Genomic DNA, 20,539 nt, shown 5'->3' on the forward strand with positions numbered 1-20,539 from the left:
TGTGATCGTTTTCTATACTGAACGGAAGTCACTCATTTCAGACAGGTAACCGAGGGAAGGGGAACCCCATGACTGAGAGTACAGCCCGGAAAACCGAACGATCGGAGAAAGAGCAGAAAGCCCACGTTCTGACCCTGCCACTGGCAGACACCCGGGTTGTCCGCGAGCCGCACAACTATGAGCGGTGGCTGGTCACCAAACTGATGCGCATGGCGGGTTCGCCGCCCGTTCGGTTCAGGCTCTGGAACGGAGATGTCATCGAGCCGGAGCAGCAGGAAGCCCGCTTCACCCTGCACCTGAAAGATCCCAAGGCCCTGTATTCACTGGTCGCCAACCCGAACCTGGCGTTTGGCGACCTGTACGCCGCCGGTCGGCTCGATATCGAGGGCGACCTGCCCGACCTGATGGAAACCCTGTACCGGGCGGTCCATGCGGCGCGCGAGAGGTGGCCGCGGTGGCTTGACGCATTGTGGAAAAACCACAATCCCCGGTCCACCGGTATTGCCGAAGCCAAGGAAAACATTCATCACCATTACGACCTCGGCAACAAGTTTTACCAGCTCTGGCTGGACGAGGCAGAAATGCAGTACACCTGCGCCTATTACGAAGAGCCGAAGCTGACCCTGGAACAGGCCCAGCTCGCCAAACTGGAACATGTGTGCCGAAAACTTCGCCTCAAGCCGGGCATGACGGTGGTGGAGGCCGGCTGCGGCTGGGGTGGTCTGGCCCGCTACATGGCCCGCAACTATGGCGTAAAGGTGCACTCCTACAACATTTCCAGGGAGCAACTGGCCTACGCCCGGCAGGAATCCAAACGCCAGGGGCTGGATGGGCTCATCACCTATGTAGAAGACGATTACCGCAACATCGAGGGACAGTATGATGCCTTCGTGTCTATCGGCATGCTCGAGCACGTGGGCAAGGAGAATTACCCGGCACTGTCGGAGCTGATCAAGCGCAGCCTGAAGCCGGATGGTATTGCCCTGCTCCACAGCATCGGCCGCAACCGGCCCATGCTGATGAACGCCTGGATCGAGAAACGGATCTTCCCGGGTGCCTACCCGCCCAGCATTGGCGAGTTCATGGAGATCTGCGAACACAGCGCCTTCTCGGTACTCGATGTGGAGAATCTCCGACTGCATTACGCCCAGACGCTGACACACTGGATGGAGCGTTTCGAGGCCAGCCAGGACAAGGTCGTGGAAATGTACGACGAACACTTCACCCGGGCCTGGCGCCTCTACCTCGCCGGCTCCATCGCGGCCTTCCGGGCCGGGTCACTGCAACTGTTCCAGGTGGTGTTCACCCACGGGGGCAACAATCAGCTGCCACAAAACCGGGTTGACCTGTACACCTTCCCGGCAGCCCCATAGGAGGCCTGATGGATTATTACGACCTGATCATCGTCGGCGCCGGCCCGGCCGGCTCAACCCTGGCCAAGGCCCTGGAGAACACCGGCAAACGGATCCTGATTATCGACAAGCAGGACTTTCCCCGGGACAAGACCTGCGCGGGGTGGGTTACTCCGGCAGTCATGAAAGAACTGGATATCGATCTGACGGATTATGGTACCGGCCGGACCCTGCAGCCGATCCGCCGGTTCCGGATCGGTATGATGGGCCAGCCTCCGGTGGAGAACGATCATGGCGAGGTGGTGAGTTACGGCATCCGGCGCTGCGAGTTCGACAACTACCTGCTGGACCGGGTAACAACGGCCACCCGACAGCTGGGTACCCCAGTGAAATCCATCGAACGCCGGGACGGCAACTGGGTCGTCAACGAGACTTGGGAGGCACCGTTAATCGTCGGTGCCGGCGGCCACTTCTGCCCGGTTGCCCGGCTTCTTGGGGAAGGTCCCGGCAGCCACGAGACTGCGGTGGCGGCCAAGGAAGTGGAATTCCAGATGACCGAAGAGCAGACCAGCCTCTGCCATGCCCGGGGTGATACCCCCGAACTCTGGTTCTGCCGGGATCTCAAGGGCTATGCCTGGGTATTCCGCAAGGGCAATTACCTGAACATTGGTCTGGGCCGGGAGGACAACCACAAACTGAGCGAACACCTGCAAGCGTTCGTGGAAGAAATGAAAAACAGCGGACGCATCCCCGCCGACCTGCCCGGACGTTTCAAGGGCCACGCCTACCTGCTATATGCCCACGCTGAGCGCCCAATGGTCGATGATGGCGTAATCCTGATTGGCGATTCCGCCGGCCTGGCCTACACCCAGAGTGGTGAGGGCATCCGCCCGGCCATCGAATCCGCCCTGCTTGCCGCCGAAGTGCTTCGTAAGGCGACGAACTATTCAGCCCCATCCCTGCAAGTATATGGCGATGCCATTGCCGAACGCTTTGGTAACCGGGCAGCGGATGACAAACCGGGCTGGCAGGTACCGGAGTGGCTCAAAGCGCCACTGGCCAGCACCCTGATGCGTTCCCACTGGTTTACCCGCAAGGTCGTGACCGAGAAGTGGTTCCTGCACCGGGAGGTGCCGCCGCTTGAAGTGGCTGTATAGGGCACAAAAAATGGCGGCCCGGAGGCCGCCATTTTCAGAACACCCGAGGATTATTTCCCGAGGTAACTCCGGTACATCCACACCGTCTTTTCCTGCTGCGAGATATAGTCGCTCATCAGGGCAACGGTGCCTTCATCCTCGGCATCGCCGGCCAGGCTCAGCAGGTTGCGCTGCTTGCCAATGAGCTTGCCGAAGCTCTCCACGATGTTTTCCACCGCTTCGCGACCATCGGAGACATCCTTGCGCTCCGGAATTTCAGAGCGCTCCATATAGGTGCTGTAGGCGTGGGCCGGACGGTGGCCCAGGGTAAGCACCCGCTCGGCGATCTCGTCAATTTTCAGGAGCAGGTCGTCATACAGCTCTTCGAACTTGGCGTGCAACTCGAAAAAATTCTCGCCCTTGATGTTCCAGTGATAGCCTCGGACGTTCATGTAGAAGATCTGGTAGTTGGACAACAGATCGTTCAGCGCGTCCGACAGCTCGACGGTTTTTACACTATCGAGACCAATAAAGTTCTTGCTCATTACGTACCTCCTTGACGTTGATTGAAATCCCCAGGGTCCACTCTAAGCGGGGCGGCAAGTTCCGTGAAGTTGTATCCGACAATCTCTTTCATAGTCCAGACCAATGTAATAATGAGACTTTCAATAGCCCGGTACTATCGATTTTCTTCAAATATTCTATTTAACAATAATTCTCACTTGCTCTTAAATGAGGTCTCGAGACAACACATGCGGAGCGGATCATGAGTGCCTTGAAACTGTTCGTACACGACCATGGTTCGAAGGGTGACAAATCCTTGTTGAAGACAATCACCTTCGCCATCACCCACTTTATCGTTGCCTTTTCGGTCGCTTATCTGCTGACCGGCGACATCATTGTGGGCAGCCTGATTGCCATGATCGAGCCCGCTATCAACACCGTGGCCTACTTCTTCCACGAGAAGATATGGGCTCGCCACCTGCGTAATGCAAGGGGCTCAGACAACACCCTACCGCACCACCAGCCCGGCACCTGCTGACTGAGATTAAGGGCCGGTCAAACTCCCGGCCCGCATTCCAGGCACTCATCGGTCAACTCCGGTCCAATCTGGAGGTTCCGGTTCAGTTGCTTGAGCGCGGTACGCAGCCCCTCCTCAATCACCGGGTGGTAGTAAGGCATCGCCACCATCTCGCTGACGGTCAGGCGTTTTTGGGCACACCACGCCAGCAGGTGCGCAATGTGTTCCGCCGCCGGCCCGAACATTTCTGCGCCCATGAACAGGCCACTGCCATGCTCGCCATAAACCCGGAGAATGCCCTGGTTCTTGCCAATGATCCGGCTGCGCCCCTGGTCGGCAAAAGACACTTCCCCCACCGCGAAACAGCCATGGCATTGCTCGTCAACCTGATCAATGGTCAGGCCCACGGAAGCGATCTGGGGATCGGTAAACACCACACCCAGGGGAACGTGACGCAGACCCGTGCGCACATCCGGCCAGGCGGCAGCGTTGTCTCCGGCGATGCGGCCTTCATCCGCAGCCTCGTGCAGCAGGGGGTGATCGTTGTTGGCATCGCCTGCGATGAAGATGTGGCTGCCGCCGCACCGCAGGGTGTACTCGTCAAATACCGGTGCCCCCCGGTCATCCAGTTCAAGATCGGCATTCTGGATATCCAGATTATCCACGTTCGGTCGGCGGCCCGTAGCTGCCAACAGATAATCGAAAGTCTCGGTCACAGGCTCGTCCGAGCCGTTCCTGAAGGTCACGGCCACTCCTTCATCGGTCCGCTCGACGTGGGTGACATCGGCATCCGGGTCCAGCGGGAACTCCTGGTTGAAGATTTCCAGGGCGCAGGCACGGATGGCATCATCCTGGAGTGAGCCGATCGCGCCGCCGACGCCAAACATCCGAACCCGCACACCCAGGCGGCTCAAGGCCTGCCCGAGCTCCAGTCCGATCACGCCCGGCCCGAACACCGCCACCGAGTCCGGCAGATCCTCCCAGTCAAACAGGTCATCGTTGACGATAAGGCGATCCTTCGCCTCCTTCAGGAAGCCCGGAATATTTGGTCGGGAGCCGGTGGCGATAATGATGCGTTCGGCATGGACCTCCACATCATCGCCAACGAACAGGTGGTTGGGGCCGGCAAAGCGGGCATGCCCCATCAACCGGTGGGGCTCGGGGAAGCCATTGACGGATTTCACCACCGACGAGACAAAGCGATCACGTTCCCGACGCACCCGCTCCATGACCCGGCGGCCGTCTATTGAAACCTTTCCCGGCAAGATACCGAATTCCTCCGCCTCAACCATGGCATGGGCATGTTCCGCAGCGGCAATCAGCAACTTGCTGGGCATGCAGCCGACCCGGGCGCAGGTTGTTCCATACCGGTCTCCCTCGATCAGGACGACGCTGTCCGTTGCCTTCCGTACACGTTGGTAGGCCACCATTCCGGCCGTGCCTGCCCCAATAATCGCCACATCCACTTCGCGTTTTTCCACAACATGCCTCCTTAGCCCGCCCGGATCAGACGGGATCCTGTGAATTCTCTGGCTGTCCGTACCTTCCAGTATAGAAGCAGCCCCGGGGGCTGACGTAAAGCAACGCGGTACTGCACGGGACACCGGTCCGAAAATGACCTACCCTTACCGCTTTGTGATAACAGGTTCGACGGGAGATACCGGATGGTTCAATACTGGCCAGAATTCCTGACCATTGCTGTGGCTCACCTGCTGGCTGTGGTCAGCCCCGGGCCGGATTTTGCGGTGATGCTCAGGCAGGCCCTATGCCAGAGCCGAAGGAATGCGCTATTGAGTGCCGCCGGTGTGGGCGCCGGCATTCTGGTGCATGTCACCTATTCTCTGCTGGGCATCGGGCTGCTGATCAAACAGTCGGTGATGCTGTTCAGCGTATTGAAAGTGGCCGGGGCCCTGTACCTGGCATGGATCGCCCTGCAGTGTCTCAGGGCCAGGGCCGGTGGGATTCATGTGGAGACCGGATCGGTGCCTGCACAGTCTGCCTTTGCCGCCTTGCGGCTCGGATTTCTCACCAATGCCCTCAACCCGAAAGCAACGCTATTCTTCGTGGCCCTGTTTTCTGTGGTCATCAGCCCCGGCACACCACTGGTGATACAAGCGGGGTACGGTATCTATATGGCGGTGGCCACCGCCGTCTGGTTTGCCCTGGTGGCGGTCTTCTTCACCCTGCCCCGGGTCCGCCAGGCCTTCAGCCGGTTCGGCCACTGGCTTGACCGGATCATGGGCGGGGTGCTGCTGGTCCTGGCCGCCCAACTGCTATTGTCTACAGTGAGCGAATCAGAGCCTCTGTCTGCTTCCAGCCCAAGCACGGATCGGTGATCGAGCGGCCGTAGAGTAGCTCGGCGCCATCGTCCTGGCGCCCCGGCTCCAGGAAGCTTTCCAGCATCAGTCCACAAATATGGGTGTTACCAGCCCGCTTCTGAGCGATGACTTCCCGGGCAATATCAATCTGGCGTTCAGCCTGTCTGCAAGCATTGTCGTGGCTACAGTCCACCATGACGGAGGTGGACAGGCCGGCCCTTTCCAGTCCTTCAATGGCAGCGGCGATGCTGTCAGCATCGTAGTTGGTCACTCCCCGGCCACCGCGGAGCACCAGATGGGTATCGGGGTTACCCCGGGTCCAGATCATCACCGGTGCCCCGGTGGCGGACACGCCCAGGTGATGGTGTGGATGGGCCGCGGACTTCATGGCGTTGGTGGCCACCGTGATCCCGCCGTCAGTGCCGTTCTTGAAGCCGACCGGCATGGGCAGACCGCTCACCATTTCCCGGTGAATCTGGGACTCCGTGGTACGAGCCCCGATGGCGCTCCAGCTGACCAAGTCACCAAGATAATCCATGGCGAACGGACTGAGTGCCTCTGTGGCCAGGGGCAATCCGAGCCCGGCCAGGTCCCGCAGAAGCCCGCGGGAACGCACCAGCCCCTGCTGCAGGTTCCCCTGCCCGTTCCGCTCCGGATCATACAGCAGACCTTTCCAGCCGATGGTGGTCCGGGGCTTCTCCAGGTACGCCCGCATCACGATCAGGAAACGGTCACTGACATGTTCGGCAAGCTGTTTGAGCCGGCGACCGTATTCCAGTGCTGCCTGCTCATCGTGAATGGAACACGGTCCCATCACGACCAGGGTCCGGTCATCCCTGCCCTGCAGGATATTCCGGATCGCCTGTCGATAGCCCCGCACCCGAGCCAACAGATCCGGTCCTGCAGGAAACTCCCGGCGCAGTTGTTCCGGTGATGGCAGGACAGTTTCCTGTCGGTGGCTGTCTGCTGCCGCGGCAGCGTCATTCAGCGCATCGGCTTTCAGTGGCATGTTCATAGCGGTGTTCCCGTTTCCCTTGGTCAGAATCAAAAAAGCCCCGGCTGGGCTACCAGTCGGGGCTTTTTCGAGTCCGGTGGCAGCCTGGGTTACTGCCGGGCTGCCTTCCTCGTAATTCGTCGGATCAAAATCCTATGGGCGGCCCGGGTTCCGGCTAAAATAAAAGCCATAACCAAACCACCAAAAAAACACAGCAGCGACCGCAGCCATCGGTTTTACCCCGGAAGCTTGCAGAACATTCAATTGACAGGTCGCGTTTGTGGTCTTCATGCTTTTCAATATATACCTCTGGTTTCCGCCTTGGCAACCCGGAGGCCAAAGTTTTTCCGTTTATCTTGTCTTTGCGGAGTGCCCATGTCCCCGTTCCACGTCCCTATGAACCGTTTGCTGGCCCTGATGGTCATTGTCGTGCCCTTATGGCTCGCCTCCGTGTCTGTCCATGCCCAGACCGAGACTCGCAGTTATCAACTGAAGGCCCGCCCGGCTGAAGATGTGGCCGCCCAGATCGGAGATCTGTATGCCGATGCCCCGGTCACGGTGACCGCCCGGGGACAGCAGTTGATGGTGCGGGGCGAGTCCCGCCTGCTGGATGAAATCGGCACCCTGGTGGAGTCACTGGACGTGGCCCCCGCCCAACTCCGGATCACGGTGAGAACCCGTGAGGAGGTCAGTGGCGAGCGCTCGGGGGCGAGAGTCTCAGCCCGGGACGGGAACGTCGGTGTCACCGTGGAGCGCAAGAGCACCAGCACCGGCAGCAACCAGCAGCGGTCCCTGATGGTCCAGGATGGCCAGACTGCCCACATCACCTCGGGGCAGGTCCGCACGCTGCCCATAGCCATTCGTGGCGGCCGGAATCCGGCGGCGATTCTGGAGCAGGTGGAAACCCGCAGCGGTTTCCTGGTCAGCCCCCAGGTCATTTCCAGCCAAGCCGTGGAACTGAACATTGTCTCATTCGAGGAGGACCCGGCACGGATTCAGGGCTATGAGACGGAAGCGCTGCTGACGATCCGGCGGGTCGAACCCGGGCAATGGGTCTCCCTGGGCAGCATTGCCCGAAGCAGTCGGCGCAGTGGCAGCGGCATGGCTTATCAGGTGGAGAGCAACCGCTCCGGCAGCCGCAGCGTGGAGGTCAAAGTGGAGATTATGCCCTGAATCAGGCCCTGGCTTTTCTCAGCAGCACCTGTTTGGCTTCGTTGATCTTGGCGGCGAGGTAGTCGTTGCCGCCCCGATCCGGGTGCAGTTTCTGGATCAACCGGCGGTGGGCCGCGATGATTTCCTCCCTCGGGCAGCCTGGCTCCACTCCGAGTACTTCACAGGCCTCGCGCTCGGACATATCACTGGCCGACGGCTGATTCTGGCCGGCCTGCTGCCGGGAATTAAGCTCCGGATCGGGATTCTCCCTGCCCATCATCCGGGCCAGCGCCGGGGCATACTTCAACAGGGCCGGCGCCTTGCGCAGCAGGGGGATCACCGCCGCGATGGCGGCGGTAATGACGTGAACCCGACCAGTCAGTACCATGAACAACAACAGGGCGCCACCGACCACCAGCACGCTCTTCCAGGCGGCATCTTTCTTCTTTTCCGGCGTCAGCGCGCCCCAGCGTTTGAGAATAACGAAAACGGCTGCGGCCAGCGCCAGGCCGAGAATCCACTGCATGGGCTAATCCCCTTTTGGCATGCGGTCGTAATTGTGTCACCTGCGATATGGAAAATACCAGTGTCCGGCAAACGGAGTGGCGCCGTATGTTCCCCAGACACTGCTTTTGGCTCTGCTTTCTCAATTTAGTCTTTAAGGCTGTCAAAACGGTGACAACCCCTTCCGTTTTTTTATAGGATGCTATGTTTTACGGAAAAAATAACAGCTTCAATATCGCCTGTGTTGATCCGACGCATCAACACTCAATGGACACAGATTTCAGGGTCTGAACTATGCGCATTGCTTCCCGCTTCATCATTGTCATTATTTTTCTTGGTGTCGTGCTTGGTGGCATCTTTGGCTACAAGTTCTACCAGTTCGGCCAAATGAAGGAGCAAATGTCCCAGCCACAACCGCCGGCCAAGATATCCGCGACTGATGCCCGCGTCGAACACTGGACGCCCTCTATCAAGGCCGTTGGCAGCATTGAAGCCATCAATGGTATCGAGATTGCCAACGAGGTGCCCGGTGTCATTGAGAGCATCAACTTCGAATCCGGCGATACCGTCCAGCAGGGCGACGTGCTGATCCGTCTGAATGCGGAAATCGACGAGGCAGCACTGCGTACACGACGGGCCGAAGCCCAGCTCGCGGAACAGGAATTCAAGCGGGTATCCGACCTCCTGCCCAAGCGCGCGGTGTCACAGTCCCAGTACGATCAGGCCAAAGCCAACTACGACGCCGCCCGGGCGCGGGTGAACGAGGCGGAAGCCCAGCTCAATAAGAAGATCATCCGGGCGCCGTTTGACGGCACGGTGGGCATCCGGATGGTGGACCAGGGTGAGTACATTCCCACCGGCACACCGATTGTCGAGATCAACATGCTCAACCCGATTTACGTTGACTACACCCTGTCCGAAAAGAACCTGCCCGATATCGCTACGGGATTCCCGGTGAAAGCCACCGTGGCCGCGGTACCGGACACCGAGTTCGAGGGCGAGATCAGCGCCATCAATACCTCGGTGAATCCGGAAACCCGCACCGTACGCGTTCGTGGCACCCTGCAGAACGAGCAGCAGCTACTCCGCCCGGGCATGTTTGCCACGATCATGACCCTTCAGCCCGAGGACAACGAAGTGGTCACGGTGCCAAGAACTGCAATTTCCTACAACACTTACGGTGACTTCGTCCTCGTAGTCAAGGAGAACGACAATGGCGAGCTGGTGGTCAATCGCCGCACCGTCAGCACCGGTCAGACCAGGGAAGGCCAGGTAGCCATCCTATCCGGCCTGGAAGCCGGAGAAACCGTTGTGTCCAAAGCCCTGCTGAGATTGCGGGCCGGCCAGCGAGTCGAGATCCAGGAAGACTCCGGGCAAACGCAGGGGGCGTCTGAATAATGCGATTTACCGACATTTTCATCCACCGGCCGGTACTGGCGACGGTGGTCAGCCTGCTGATCCTGCTGCTCGGTGCCCGGGCCGCCATGGAGATGGAGATCCGGCAGTATCCGGAGCTCGAGAGCACCACGGTCACCGTGGCCACGGCCTATTCCGGCGCCAGCTCCGATCTGATCAAGGGCTTCATCACCACGCCTTTGCAACAGGCCATAGCCGAAGCGAGTGGAATTGATTATCTGACCTCCACCAGCTCCCAGGGTGTCTCCATCATCGAAGCGAAGATGGAGCTGAATTACGACGCCAACGCGGCCCTGGCGGAGATCCAGGCCAAGGTGGCCAGTCAGCGCAACGTGCTGCCTTCCGAAGCCGAGGACCCGGTGATCACCTCCACCACCGGTGATTCCACCGCGCTGATGTACATTGCCTTCTACAGCACCGACCTGGCGGTGCCGCAGATTACCGACTACCTCACCCGTGTGGTGCAACCCAAGCTCCAGGCGCTTTCAGGCGTTGGTAAGGCCCAGTTGCTGGGCAGAAAATTCGCCCTTCGGGTCTGGCTGGATCCCGAACGCCTGGCCGCTGTGGACATGACGCCGCCGGAGGTGGTCGCCAGACTTCAAGCCAACAACTATCAGGCCGCGGTGGGCAACACCAAGGGTCAATATGTTGAGGTCGCCATGACCAGCGATACCGACGTGGCGGATCCAGACCAGTTCCGGAATCTGGTGGTGAAAACCCGCGACGGTACCCAGATCCGTCTTCAGGACATCGCCCGCGTGGAGCTTGGCTCGGAAACCTATGACGAACTGGCGCTTTACAAGGGCCAGCCGGCCACCTATGTCGCTATCGAACTGGCGCCCGGCGCCAACCCCCTGACGGTTGCAGGCTTGGTCAAAGATGCCTTGCCGGATATCGAAAGTCAGCTGCCCTCCGGCCTGGACGTCCGGCTGGCCTATGACGCCTCCGATTTTATCGAGGACTCCATCAACGAAGTCATCAAGACATTACTCGAGGCTCTGGTCATCGTGCTGGTGGTGGTGTTCCTTTGCCTGGGTTCCATCCGCGCGTCGGTGGTGCCCTCGGTCGCTGTTCCGTTGTCCCTGATCGGCGGCGCGTTCATCATGCTGATGTTTGGTTTCTCCCTGAACCTGCTGACCCTATTGTCCATGGTTCTGGCCATCGGTCTGGTGGTGGATGACGCCATCATCATGGTGGAGAACGTCCACCGGCACATCGAACAGGGTGAGTCTCGTTTTGACGCCGCCATCAACGGCGCCCGGGAAATGGCTGTGCCCATCATTGCCATGACCACCACCCTGGTTGCGGTTTATGCACCGATCGGTTTCATGGGCGGCCTGGTGGGCTCCCTGTTTACCGAATTCGCCTTCACCCTCGCCGGCACCGTGGTGATTTCTGGTATCGTGGCGTTGACTCTGTCGCCCATGCTGTCGGGAAAAGTGCTTAAACCTCACGGCAACCCCGGTCGGTTTGAGGTTCTGGTGGAGAAAACCTTCAACGGCCTGGCGGGTGTCTACAAATCCGCACTGGCCTCCCTGATGCAGACCAAGTCGGTGGTTGTTTTCTTTGCCGTGGTCGTTCTGGGCTCGATCTACTTCATGGTGATGATGAGCCAGAACGAGCTGGCTCCCACGGAAGACCAGGGCATTCTGTTCTACCAGGGCCTCGGCCCGCAGACGGCCACTCTCGATTACCTGCGCGAGCATGGTGACGAGATTCAGGACCGGATGGCCAAGGTGCCTGGCTACAACGAGGACTTCATGATCATCGGTATCACCGGACCGAATGCCGTATTCGGCGGTTTCAAGATGAAACCCTGGAGCGAACGGGAAGTGAGTCAGTTTGAGGTTCAGCCGAAACTCGATGCTGAGCTGAAGAACGTTACCGGGTTGCAAACCGCCGTATTCCCCCGCCCCTCCCTTCCGGGCTCCGGCGGGGGCCTGCCGTTCCAGTTCGTAATCGCTACCGGCAACAGCTACGAGCAGCTGGACCAGGTGGCGGATGAGCTGCTGGGCAAGGCCATGGGCAGCGGTAACTTCATGTTCCTGCAGAAATCCATCAACTTTGACCGACCGATCACCCGCATCAATGTTGATCGTGACCGGGTCGCCGATCTGGGACTGTCGATGCAGGACATTGGCCAGTCGCTATCCAGCATGCTGGGAGGTAGCTATATCAACCGGTTCAGCATGGAAGGGCGCTCCTATCAGGTGATTCCCCAGGTCGATCAGCAGTTCCGGCTGGACGAGCAGGCCCTGAACGACTACTACATCCGAACCGACACCAGCGAACTGGTCCCACTGGCCAGCGTGGTGAGTTTCAGCCATGACGTCGAACCGTCCAATCGGACCCAGTTCAACCAACTGAACTCCCTGACCCTCCAGGGTGTTGTCATGCCCGGCGTTGCCGCCGGCACGGCCATGGACTATATGGAAGCCACCGCCAAGGAGGTGTTCCCGCAAGGCTTCAGCTTCGACTACACCGGCCAGAGTCGCCAGCTGGCAACCCAGGGCAGCGCCCTGATGGTGACTTTCTTCCTGTCATTGCTGGTGATCTACCTGGTACTGGCCGCACAGTTCGAAAGCTGGCGTGATCCGTTCATCATCCTGGTATCCGTGCCCATGTCGGTGGCCGGCGCCATGGCGTTCATCGTGCTGGGCTTCGCCTCCATGAACATCTATACCCAGGTGGGTCTGATCACCCTGATCGGGGTGGTCTCAAAGAACGGTATCCTGATCGTGGAGTTTGCCAACCAGCTGCAGAAAACACGCGGCCTGGATAAGGTTCAGGCAGTGATCGAAGCCGCAGCCATCCGCCTGCGCCCGATCATCATGACCTCTCTCGCCCTGATCTTCGCCATGGTGCCGTTGTTGATCGCCATTGGCCCGGGTGCGGAGAGCCGCTTCGCCATCGGCCTCACCATCAGCGCTGGCCTGGGCATCGGTACCCTGTTCACCATTTTCGTGTTGCCGGCGTTCTACATCCTGCTGGCCCGGGATCATCACGGTTCGGCCGCCAATGAGTACGATAACGAAGCCGAAACGGGGGAGCCGGCAACAGGCCACTGATCAACGGCAATGGAAAAAGCCCGGTCACTAAACGGTAACCGGGCTTTTTTGTCGGGGATTCGGCAAGGTCAACTGGCCCGTGTGCCGGACTCCTTATCCAGGAGCGCCCGCCGCCACTGAACGGTTTCGCTTGGTAACTCGCCGAAATGCTCCCGATACAGTGCCGCAAAGCGGCCCAGGTGGCTGAAGCCCTCATCCACTGCGTAGTGGGAAATGTGGGGCACCTCGCACTGACAATCCACCAGCCGGCGCCGGACACGGACCAGCCGGCAATGCTGGTAGAAGCGGTAGGGCGTCACCCCGGTCTCCCGCTTCATCAGGTAGTAGAGGTTCCGTTCGCTGGCTCCGGCGTGACTTGCCAGTTCCGGCAGGTCGAACTGCCAGTCCGGCTGACTCCGGATCCGGTCGATGGCTCGTTTTACCCGGCGATCAAGCACGGGAGACGCCAGCCCGGCGAGAACCTGGCCCGTTGTCTCCAATTCCACCAGGCGCGAAATCAGCTGCCGGGTGCCAGCTTCGGCCTGTTCACCATGCAGAAAAAAGCGAGCGCGCAGAAGGAACCGGTCGATCAGGCAACAGATCGTGCTGCCAGAAACGGTTCGAGAGGCTTGCCCCATGGGTAATGCCGGCCGCACCGAGGGGACAACCATCACCAACCGGGTGCCTGCAGCCAGGTGCAGCCCCAACGATCCCGGGGCGGTACGACAAGCTTCACTATGAACGTCTCGTACCCCGCTCCCCTCCCCAATATGCACCTGGCCCGTCAAAACTCGCAACCACAAGGGCACGGGGGAGTTCCAACCGGTGATAATCAGTGCCTGGTCCACCGCCAGACAAAGGACCGTGCCCTGATCAGACGGAACGACATAGAGGGCGCCAACAACCGAATCACTGTCGTCTGTTGACCTGCATTGGATCGATGGCAAGACCGCCAACGACCGCAGCGCTGCCTGAAACTCTGACAGTGAGGCGCGATTCAGCCGAAGAAAACCATCCAGTTCAACGATTGCAAAGGGTTCCCGGGACATAAAACCACACAATGTTGGGGGATTTTGCTCTTTTTATTGGAAATCGCCCCGAAACCCTAGCCATATTTTGCAATCACCGGGTCAGGAAGCTGCATAATCATACCGCAATTGATGTCCATCAATTAGAACATCTACAATCTGACGACACCCAAAGGGCTTTCCTAGCAGATAACCCTGACCCCGGTGGCACCGCAGCTCACGCAATTTCTCCAGCTGCTCCTCACTCTCGATTCCTTCGGCCACCACTTCCAGCTCCAGAGCCTCGGCAATCCCGAGAATCGCCGAGACAATCCGCCCGTCCCGGGCATCAGTTCCCAGCTGCCGGGTAAACTGGCGATCAATCTTCAGGACCTGCACCGGCAGGGTGTGCAGATAGGCCAGGGAAGAATAGCCGGTTCCGAAATCATCGATGGTCACGCCAACGCCCTGCTCGCCAAATTTCCGCAGCCGCTGCAGACAACGGGCTGAGAGACTCATCAGGTGGGTCTCCGTGATTTCCAGCTCCGGACACCACCCCAGGGCCGCCAGGCGGTCGAAAAAGGGGCCGAGCACCTGGTCCAGGCGTGCGTCGGTAATCTGCCGGGCGGAAATATTCAAGGCCAGGCGTAACCCGGGGGGCAGCGGCATCCCGGCCACGCTGTCGAGATCCGACTGGACGCACCGCAGCAGGTGCTTGGTCAGATCATGGATGTGGCCCCGATGTTCCGCGATGGGGACAAAATCCGCCGGCGCGATCTCACCAAATTCCGGGTTCAACCAACGAAACAGGGCCTCCAACCCGACAACGCGACCCGTGGCCAGGTCAAACTGGGGCTGGTAGACAACCCGGAACTGCTCCGGCGCGGTCTTAAGGGCGGCTATCAGGGCCTCGGACAAGCGCTGTTCCCGTCGTCCCTGCTCACTCTCCACGGCACTGTACAGACGGAAACAGGCACGGCCGGCGACCTTGGCGGTATACATGGCCCGGTCCGCATTCTGCAGCAGGTTGGCACTGGTTCGACCCTGGCTCGGAAACATGGCCCCGCCCACGGAGGCCGACAGGAAATACTCACGACCATCAACCCGGACCGGATCCTGAAACGCCTGGTTCAGCCGCTCACCGATACTCTCGAGTTCCAGGTCGTTCTTGACCTCGACGATGGCGGCAAACTCATCCCCGGACAGACGGGCCAGCACGTCGTTACGACTCAGGGTAGTCCGGATACACCGGGCCGCGTCCATGAGTACACGGTCACCGCAGTCATGCCCGTGGAGATCGTTGATCGACTTGAAAAAATCAAGATCAATGAACAGTACCCCGAAGCAGCCGACTGCATCTTGCCGCCGATCCACCCGGGCCTTCAGGAATTCCTGGAAGAGCGAACGGTTTGGCAGTTCGGTCAAGGGATCGTAATAGGCCAGTGAAGCGAGGCGTTCGTCCCCGGCAGCCGGATCCCCCACATCCATGAACACGCCGGCATAGAACTTACGGGAGCCCTGGATTACGGGATAGATGGACAGCCATTGTGGATAGGTTTCACCGTTCTTGCGACGGTTCCATATCAGTCCCTCCCAGCGTCCGTCGGTGTGAATGGTCTCCCACATGCGCCGGTAGAAATCCCGGGAATGCAGACCCGAACTCAGCACCGAAGGTGGCTCGCCGAGTACCTCTTCCTGGCAATAACCGGTGACTGTCTGGAAGGCACGATTGACGTAGGCGATGCGCGGTTCGGTGGTAGACAACATGATTGCGCGGGGGTGATGCTCCACCAGCGCCCTGAAGTCCTGCTCTTGTACTGCTTGCATGGCGGACTCTCTTTCTTGTTATATCCGTGGCCGTGGCCAATCGGTTGGGACGTCAAGCATATCGCCCGATTGTCGCCTGCCAAGCCATATTTTGCAGAACAGTCTGCATTTACGACCAAAGCCTCATAGGGCCTGGCAATTTCAAGCGAGCGCCAGATCATGTACTCTGAAGCCCCTCCCGACCAGCGCTCAGGGACTATAACTGACTGTGACTCTGAATAACCTGTTCTGGCTCTTTCTGGCCTGCTTTGCCGCCTGGTACTGGTGGCGGGCGAAGGCCATCAAGGATTTCGTGTTGCAGGCGGCGCGCCGTTACTGCAAAACCATGGATGTCGAACTCCTCGACGATGCGGTGTACCTCCGCGGCCTATGGTTCAAACGTGACGACCATGGCAAGCTGAGAGTCTGGCGCCGTTTCCTGTTCGACTTCACCTCCACTGGGGAGGAGCGTTACACCGGGCGGATAATCATGCTCGGCTCGAAAATACTCAATATGGAGCTCGAACCACACCGTTTCTGACCGAGGAGGAAATCCCGGACACGACCAAAGTAGGCCCCGGATTTTCGGCAATCACCTATCCGTGTGGGCATCACAGATATGTTTGGGTTTCCTATACTGTGCTGGTCATTTCCAACCAACAGACCGGGACAATGGATATCCAAACAGACCACCGATACGCGATTAACCTGAACGTCCGGGGCATCCAGCCCTCTGCCACCCTCCGCATCAACGAGCTGAGCAACCAGCTGCGTTCCGAAGGAAAAGACATCATCAAGCTCGGCCTGGGACAGTCTCCGTTCCCGGTACCCGAACGCGTGGTGAATGCACTGAAGGAACACGCCCACGAGAAAGACTATCTGCCGGTAAAGGGCCTAAAGGGCCTGCGCGAAGCCATCGCCGGCTACATCAACCGCAACGAGCGCATGCGCTGCACCTGGGAAGACGTGCTGATCGGCCCGGGCTCCAAGGAGCTGCTGTTCATGCTCCAGCTGGCCTACTACGGTGACCTGCTGATCCCTCGCCCGAGCTGGGTTTCCTATGCGCCCCAGGCCCGGATCATCGGCCGTTCGGTACACTGGCTGCCGACTCACGCTGAGAACAACTGGCAGCTGACCGCCGAAGAACTGGACATCATCTGCCGGGACGACCCGTCGCGCCCGCGCATCCTGATCCTCAACTACCCGTCCAACCCAACCGGTTGTACCTACACTGACGATCAGCTACTAGCGATTGCCAACGTCGCCCGCAAGTACAAACTGATCCTGCTCTCGGACGAGATTTATGGGGAAGTACACTTCGAAGGCAAGCACAAATCCATTGCCCGCTACTACCCGGAAGGCACCATCATCAGCACTGGCCTGTCCAAGTGGGCCGGCGCCGGCGGTTGGCGCCTCGGCACCTTCATATTCCCGCCCGAGCTGCGCCCGCTGCAGGATGCCATGGCGATCATCGCCAGTGAGACCTACACCGCCACCAGCGCGCCGATCCAGCATGCCGCCATTGCTGCATTCAAGGGGGGTGAGGATATCGACGAGTATCTGAAACAATCCCGTCGCGTGCTGAAGGTCGTAGGCGAGTACATGCATCGGCGCCTGAGCGAAATGGGCGCAGTGGTGCAGAAGCCCGAGGGTGCGTTCTACCTGTTCCCGGACTTCTCCAACTTCCGCGAGCAGCTGGCCCGCAAGGACATCAAGACCTCACAGGCCTTCTGCACCGTCCTGCTGGAAAACACCGGCGTAGCCATCCTGCCTTCCAGCGACTTCGGCTTTGTGCCGGATCACCTGGGCGCCCGTCTGGCCTTCGTCGACTTCGATGGCGGTGACGCCCTGGCGCTGGCCGGTGGCGATTACGCCGAGCAGGATCTGGACGATACCTTCGTCAAACAGGCCTGCCCACGCCTGGTTCTGGCCATGGACAAGATGGAGCGCTGGCTGCAGAGCCTGTAACTCCGTCGTGTTAGACTGGCGCCCTCACTCCACGAGACCCATGAGGGCGCCATGTCTGATTCCGTTTCCCTTCGCGATATCACCGATTTTGCCGAGACCCTGGCCCGGGAAGCCGGGGAGCTGATCCGCCGCGAGCGGGAAGACAACACCCTCCGCACCGACTACAAGCATCAGACCGAACTGGTCACGCACGCCGATGTGATGGCCGATGAATTCATTACCAGCGCCATCCGAAAACGCTTTCCGGACCACCGTATCCTGTCCGAGGAAACCATGCCGGACCTATCCCAGGCGGAGGAACTGGACACGCCCCTCTGGATCGTGGATCCGATTGACGGCACCGTAAACTATGCCTACGGCCACCCCCAGGTGGCGGTTTCCATTGCCTATGCCCAAAACGGCGAAGTCCAGGCCGGCGTGGTCCATGCGCCTTTTCCCGGTGAAACCTTCCGGGCCACCAAGAGCGAAAGCGCCACCCTCAACGGCAAACCGATCAAACACAGCGGCGCCACCGAGCCCCGCCAATCCCTGTTCGCCACCGGTTTTCCCTACGACAAGGACAACCTGGCCCCCCTGGTCCGCCGCCTCGACGCCATGATTCACCAGTGCCGCGATCTGCGCCGCATCGGCTCGGCGGCCCTGGATATCTGCTGGGTGGCCTGTGGCCGTCTGGACATCTACTACGAAAACGTCAGCCCCTGGGACTTCGCTGCGGCCCGCCTGATCGCCAAGGAAGCCGGAGCCACCGCCGGACACTTCGGTGAGGTACCGGCAGGTTATCCGGCCGACCTTTGGGGACGGGACATCCTGATTTCGGCGCCTGCGGTGTGGGAGCCAGTTCGCTCCATTCTCCGGTCTGCATCGGGGTATGACTAAAGTTTGGGAGGTATGTCTGGCTTGGTCTCCCAGCCTGCTGGTTTTGCGGGCTGGCCCGATGTGGGCATCCCTTGCCCGGAACCGCTACAAGCACATCCCTGTGCGCTTGACTCCGGCCATCCATGGCCTCCGACATTCCGGCAAAGGGATGCCCACACCGGTCCGATCAGACTACCAGAGATATCCGGTCGTCAGAGCCTGAGATCTGCAAGCTTTGAGGAACGGTAGTCGCTGATATATCTGCAGATTCAGAAGGGAGCGGTGGGAGTGCTCTGCACAGAATGTTGAAGGCCAAGGATGGCCTGAAACAAGCGCACATGAACGTGCTCGTAGCGGTTCTGTGCAGAGCACTCCCACCGATCCCCTACACCCGAACCATCAGGCTACAAGGCAGAATCCACCTCCGAAGCTCAACCCCAGACACCCTCAGAAACCAATCCCCAGCTCTCCTCGAAATCGGTGGACGGCAACCGGGAAAACGAAGACCGGACAAACCGCTGGATGCGACCCTCCAGGAACACCATAACAAAGTCGGCACCCCGGGCGGCACTGGTCCGTGGCCGGAGCCCCTGGCGGATTTCGCCTTCCTTCAGGGCCTGCCGGATCTGGGTCTCCAGGCGCTCGAAGAACTGAGAGGCGCGCTTGCGAAGGGAATCGTTCTCCCCCATCAGGGCGTCACCCGTAAGCACACAGCACAGGCCCGGATTGCGCTCGGCGAACACCAGAACAAGGTGCACGAACTGCTGCAACCGGGTCCGCACATCCTCCTGCTCCTGCAGGATTACCTGGCAGCGGGAGAATACCGCTTCCTCGGCAAACTCGATGAGGGCTTCAAACATTTTCCGCTTGCTGGGGAAATGGCGGTAAAGGGCCGCTTCGGTAACCCCTACGGTGCGGGCCAGGCCGGCGGTGGTGATGCGGGCGCCCGGGTCGGTTTCCAGCAGTTCCACCAGGGCATGAAGGATCGCCTCTCGGCGACTGGGTTTCGGATCGGTCATGTCAGGACTACAGCGCTCTGAGTTTTGGTTTTTATGATCGACGTATTGGCTGAACATGGGGTCAGCTGAAAGATCTCATCTGACCCCGCCTTCACCCTCAGAAAAACGTACCATCAATCGGCGAAGAGGCACTGGCATACATTTTCTTCGGCATGCGACCGGCCAGGAAGGCTTCGCGGCCCGCGTTGATGGCCAGGCGCATGGCGTTGGCCATCTTGATCGGATCTTTGGCCTGGGCAATGGCGGTGTTCATCAGCACCCCGTCGCAGCCCAGTTCCATGGCGATGGTGGCATCGGAGGCAGTGCCCACGCCGGCATCCACCAGCACCGGTACACTGGCGTTCTCGACGATGAGCTTGATGTTGTAGCGGTTCTGGATGCCCAGGCCGGAACCGATCGGGGCGCCCAGGGGCATGATGGCCACGCAGCCCATTTCCTCCAGGCGCTTGGCCAGCAGCGGGTCGTCGGAGCAGTAGACCATGACTTTGAAGCCGTCCTTGATCAGCTCCTCGGCTGCTACCAGGGTTTCGGTCATATTCGGGTACAGGGTCTTCTCCTCACCGAGCACTTCCAGCTTGACCAGGTCGTGGCCGTCCAGCAGTTCCCGCGCCAGTTTGCAGGTGCGCACCGCGTCTTTCGCGGTGTAGCAACCGGCAGTGTTGGGCAGGATGGTGTAGCTCTCCGGGGAGATCACATCCAGCAGGTTGGGCTCGTCCGGGTTCTGGCCCAGGTTGGTGCGGCGCACGGCGACGGTGACGATCTCGGCGCCGCTGGCCTCGATGGCATGGCCGGTTACCATCATGTCCCGGTACTTGCCGGTACCTACCAGCAGTCGGGACTGGTAGACGCGGCCGGCAATTTCCAGGGGCTTGTCTTCGGGAAGCTGGATTTCAGGAGTATCGGTCATAACCTTTCCGGGTAGTCTGGATTTTCAATCTGGATTC

18 protein-coding genes are annotated in these 20,539 nt (G+C 59.8%); 10 read left to right on the top strand and 8 right to left on the bottom strand.

Annotated elements, in window-relative coordinates:
* Window positions 1-68: 68 nt before the first annotated feature.
* Both R6W86_RS02495 and R6W86_RS02500 read left to right on the top strand, forming a co-directional pair.
* Window positions 69-1,373 carry a class I SAM-dependent methyltransferase gene (locus R6W86_RS02495; protein ID WP_410327818.1) on the top strand — a complete coding sequence of 435 codons (1,305 nt, stop codon included), beginning with the start codon at window positions 69-71 and terminating at the stop codon, window positions 1,371-1,373.
* 8 nt (window positions 1,374-1,381) lie between these two features.
* Window positions 1,382-2,509 (top strand): NAD(P)/FAD-dependent oxidoreductase, encoded by a 1,128-nt coding sequence (locus tag R6W86_RS02500; protein WP_410327819.1) that lies wholly within the window; start codon window positions 1,382-1,384, stop codon window positions 2,507-2,509.
* A 50-nt stretch (window positions 2,510-2,559) separates the two neighbouring features.
* On the opposite strand, the gene R6W86_RS02505 is transcribed toward R6W86_RS02500, so the two are convergent.
* Window positions 2,560-3,033, bottom strand: a complete 474-nt coding sequence (locus R6W86_RS02505; RefSeq protein WP_410327820.1) for a Dps family protein — start codon at window positions 3,031-3,033, stop codon at window positions 2,560-2,562.
* Between the two features lie 221 nt (window positions 3,034-3,254).
* Here R6W86_RS02505 and R6W86_RS02510 point away from each other — a divergent pair, with 221 nt between their 5' ends.
* Entirely contained in the window at window positions 3,255-3,530 is a 276-nt protein-coding gene (locus R6W86_RS02510; protein WP_410327821.1) for a DUF2061 domain-containing protein, read from the top strand.
* Between the two features lie 17 nt (window positions 3,531-3,547).
* Here the strand turns inward: R6W86_RS02510 and R6W86_RS02515 are convergent, their stop codons facing one another.
* Window positions 3,548-4,990, bottom strand: coding sequence for a dihydrolipoyl dehydrogenase (locus tag R6W86_RS02515; protein ID WP_410327822.1), 1,443 nt, complete (start codon window positions 4,988-4,990; stop codon window positions 3,548-3,550).
* 183 nt (window positions 4,991-5,173) lie between these two features.
* On the opposite strand from R6W86_RS02515, the gene R6W86_RS02520 reads away from it, so the two are divergent.
* Entirely contained in the window at window positions 5,174-5,845 is a 672-nt protein-coding gene (locus R6W86_RS02520) for a LysE family transporter (protein ID WP_410327823.1), read from the top strand.
* Here the strand turns inward: R6W86_RS02520 and R6W86_RS02525 are convergent.
* Window positions 5,790-6,842 (bottom strand): 3-deoxy-7-phosphoheptulonate synthase, encoded by a 1,053-nt coding sequence (locus R6W86_RS02525; RefSeq protein WP_410327824.1) that lies wholly within the window; start codon window positions 6,840-6,842, stop codon window positions 5,790-5,792. The genes R6W86_RS02520 and R6W86_RS02525 overlap by 56 nt on opposite strands.
* Window positions 6,843-7,196: 354 nt before the next feature.
* Here R6W86_RS02525 and R6W86_RS02530 point away from each other — a divergent pair, with 354 nt between their 5' ends.
* Entirely contained in the window at window positions 7,197-7,994 is a 798-nt protein-coding gene (locus R6W86_RS02530) for a secretin N-terminal domain-containing protein (protein WP_410327825.1), read from the top strand.
* Between the two features lies 1 nt (window position 7,995).
* Here the strand turns inward: R6W86_RS02530 and R6W86_RS02535 are convergent, their stop codons facing one another.
* Window positions 7,996-8,499 carry a DnaJ domain-containing protein gene (locus R6W86_RS02535; RefSeq protein ID WP_410327826.1) on the bottom strand — a complete coding sequence of 168 codons (504 nt, stop codon included), beginning with the start codon at window positions 8,497-8,499 and terminating at the stop codon, window positions 7,996-7,998.
* Window positions 8,500-8,771: 272 nt separating this feature from the next.
* Between R6W86_RS02535 and R6W86_RS02540 the strand changes: the two genes are divergently transcribed.
* Together R6W86_RS02540 and R6W86_RS02545 are read left to right on the top strand one after the other, a co-directional pair.
* Complete coding sequence (locus R6W86_RS02540; RefSeq protein WP_410327827.1) at window positions 8,772-9,875, top strand: efflux RND transporter periplasmic adaptor subunit; 1,104 nt, start codon at window positions 8,772-8,774, stop codon at window positions 9,873-9,875.
* Complete coding sequence (locus R6W86_RS02545; protein WP_410327828.1) at window positions 9,875-12,961, top strand: efflux RND transporter permease subunit; 3,087 nt, start codon at window positions 9,875-9,877, stop codon at window positions 12,959-12,961. The genes R6W86_RS02540 and R6W86_RS02545 overlap by 1 nt, the downstream gene beginning before the upstream one ends.
* 68 nt (window positions 12,962-13,029) lie before the next feature.
* On the opposite strand, the gene R6W86_RS02550 is transcribed toward R6W86_RS02545, so the two are convergent.
* Both R6W86_RS02550 and R6W86_RS02555 read right to left on the bottom strand, forming a co-directional pair.
* Complete coding sequence (locus tag R6W86_RS02550) at window positions 13,030-13,578, bottom strand: helix-turn-helix domain-containing protein (RefSeq protein WP_410327829.1); 549 nt, start codon at window positions 13,576-13,578, stop codon at window positions 13,030-13,032.
* Between the two features lie 492 nt (window positions 13,579-14,070).
* Entirely contained in the window at window positions 14,071-15,774 is a 1,704-nt protein-coding gene (locus R6W86_RS02555; protein ID WP_410327830.1) for a putative bifunctional diguanylate cyclase/phosphodiesterase, read from the bottom strand.
* 208 nt (window positions 15,775-15,982) lie between these two features.
* On the opposite strand from R6W86_RS02555, the gene R6W86_RS02560 reads away from it, so the two are divergent.
* The 3 genes from R6W86_RS02560 to R6W86_RS02570 all read left to right on the top strand — a co-directional run bounded on the left by R6W86_RS02560 (window position 15,983) and on the right by R6W86_RS02570 (window position 18,597).
* Window positions 15,983-16,294 carry a DUF3301 domain-containing protein gene (locus R6W86_RS02560; RefSeq protein WP_410327831.1) on the top strand — a complete coding sequence of 104 codons (312 nt, stop codon included), beginning with the start codon at window positions 15,983-15,985 and terminating at the stop codon, window positions 16,292-16,294.
* A gap of 131 nt (window positions 16,295-16,425) precedes the next feature.
* Window positions 16,426-17,721 carry a pyridoxal phosphate-dependent aminotransferase gene (locus R6W86_RS02565; protein ID WP_410327832.1) on the top strand — a complete coding sequence of 432 codons (1,296 nt, stop codon included), beginning with the start codon at window positions 16,426-16,428 and terminating at the stop codon, window positions 17,719-17,721.
* A 51-nt stretch (window positions 17,722-17,772) separates the two neighbouring features.
* A complete protein-coding gene (locus tag R6W86_RS02570) occupies window positions 17,773-18,597 on the top strand; it encodes an inositol monophosphatase family protein (RefSeq protein WP_410327833.1) in 825 nt (274 codons plus the stop codon).
* A 410-nt stretch (window positions 18,598-19,007) separates the two neighbouring features.
* On the opposite strand, the gene slmA is transcribed toward R6W86_RS02570, so the two are convergent.
* Window positions 19,008-19,595: a nucleoid occlusion factor SlmA gene (slmA, locus tag R6W86_RS02575; RefSeq protein WP_410327834.1), complete on the bottom strand. Its 588-nt coding sequence runs from the start codon at window positions 19,593-19,595 to the stop codon at window positions 19,008-19,010.
* A gap of 97 nt (window positions 19,596-19,692) precedes the next feature.
* Window positions 19,693-20,502 (bottom strand): thiazole synthase, encoded by an 810-nt coding sequence (locus R6W86_RS02580; RefSeq protein ID WP_410327835.1) that lies wholly within the window; start codon window positions 20,500-20,502, stop codon window positions 19,693-19,695.
* Window positions 20,503-20,539: the final 37 nt, after the last annotated feature.

The sequence above is a fragment of the Marinobacter sp. genome (genome assembly GCF_046484525.1).
In the GTDB taxonomy this organism is placed as follows: Bacteria; Pseudomonadota; Gammaproteobacteria; order Pseudomonadales; family Oleiphilaceae; genus Marinobacter.